The organism is Ensifer sp. ENS11 (assembly GCF_014851895.1).
Taxonomy (GTDB): Bacteria; Pseudomonadota; Alphaproteobacteria; order Rhizobiales; family Rhizobiaceae; genus Ensifer; species Ensifer canadensis.
Window position 1 is genome coordinate 1 of record NZ_JACVAN010000071.1, and the last position, 462, is coordinate 462.

The following is a 462-nucleotide window of genomic DNA, read 5'->3' on the forward strand; positions in this document are numbered from 1 at the left end:
GGGCCGCTCTGTCCAAGCCAGCCAAGGAACCCGCGAACGTCCGCTGTCGAAAAAATCAGCTTGCCGGCATAGCCGTTCGGAATGGCCGCTTTGCCATCAAGCGAAAGAGCCGCTCCCGGCATACGCATGTCAAGCTTCAGGGGTATTTCGCCCGTGTCGAGGTCCCCGGCCAAGAGACTGCCTAACGGTAGCTGCAAATCGACTTCGGCAGGTTTGCCGCGCCAGGCCAGGCTGCCCGACAGACGCCCCGGTTTTGCAAAGTCATCGATCCTGAGCACCAGCTTCTTAATCTTGACTTCGCTCAACGAGGGATCGGCGACGCCCGGCGCGATGAAGGTGGCGCTGTGCAGGCCCAGGCTGCCGGTCATGTTGATCGTTTTTCTCAGGGCATCCCCCGAGAGGCCGCGAAACGCGAACCGGGTATCGATCGTGACAGACCCGGTCAAAGGAACGGATTGCCCG

At 61.3% G+C, this 462-nt stretch carries 1 pseudogene; it reads right to left on the reverse strand.

The window, feature by feature from the left end:
- A pseudogene (locus IB264_RS34260) lies at positions 1 to 368 on the reverse strand (membrane assembly protein AsmA); the annotation flags it as partial.
- Between the last annotated feature and the right edge of the window lie 94 nt (positions 369 to 462).